Annotated in this window: 2 protein-coding genes; one reads left to right on the top strand and one right to left on the bottom strand. The window is 64.1% G+C overall.

What is annotated here, in order from left to right; all coding sequences use genetic code 11:
- Positions 1-129 precede the first annotated feature (129 nt).
- Complete coding sequence (locus AC1DY5_RS56840; RefSeq protein ID WP_478122906.1) at positions 130-381, bottom strand: hypothetical protein; 252 nt, start codon at positions 379-381, stop codon at positions 130-132.
- Between the two features lie 6 nt (positions 382-387).
- Here AC1DY5_RS56840 and AC1DY5_RS56845 point away from each other — a divergent pair.
- The coding region (locus tag AC1DY5_RS56845) for a BPL-N domain-containing protein (RefSeq protein ID WP_478122907.1) at positions 388-1,026 on the top strand (639 nt) is incomplete at its 3' end.

The raw sequence follows: 1,026 nt of genomic DNA on the forward strand, positions 1-1,026 counted from the left end.
CACTTGCCCATCGTTCTCGCCTCCGGATTGCTCAATACTGCGATCCCCATTCCCTGGTGGAAGGGCTACTCTCTGCGCATGTCGGCGTAACCCCCAGCCCCTGACGAACAGGCCACCGCGTTAGGCGAACTACCCAGCGTGGAAATCCAGGCTAGGGTTTGTTGATCTCGGTAGGGCGGCAGGGTCGAAGCCATGCTGCTTGAAGCGGCGCGCCGCACAGCCGGCATTGCGGCGGAACCCAAGCCCTTCGTCCTTCAGACTGAACTCGGTGATTTCGCCGTCACCTATGAGCTCAATGTAGGCTGCGACGATCCGCAGCGAATGGGTCGGCACTGCTTCGGGGAAGTCGATGGCGAAAATGCTCCTTTGGAAAGACAGCAAGCCAGCATGCCAAAACCGAAGATCCTGACCTACATCGACGCCGGCACTTTCGACGGCACGTCGCGCGTGATGAGGGCGATCGCGCAGCAGCTCGTTCCCGCTGCCTACGAGGTCCGTGCGGTCATTGCCGACGACCTCGCGCATGACACGGCGCTCTTCGATGACGCCGTCCTGTTCGTCATGCCAGGTGGCGCGGACCTTCCGTTCTGCGAAGCGCTGAACGGCGCCCCCAACCAGCGCATCCGGCGCTTCGTCGAAGAAGGCGGCGTCTACCTGGGCATCTGCGCCGGCGCGTATTACGCCTGCAGGGAACTCGCCTTCCATGCCGGTACCGACAGTGCGATCTGCGGCGCACGCGAACTGCGGTTCGTGGATGCAGTCGCGGTGGGCTCGTTGCCCGAACTCACCGGCGGCGTCGCCTATGACGCAACGCCCAGGAGCGCTGTGGCCGCAGAAATTCGGACGACCGATCGCCTGACCGAGGCTCCGGTAGCGCTTTACGCGCACTACAACGGCGGCTGTCGCTTCGACTTCGGCGCTGCGGCGGACCCTGCAGCGCAGATCCTGGCCGTGTACACCGGCATCGAAGGCACCCCACCCGCCATCGTGAGCTCACCCGTCGGCAAGGGTCGAGCCATCCTGACC

Source organism: Variovorax sp. P4_D9 (assembly GCF_056401695.1).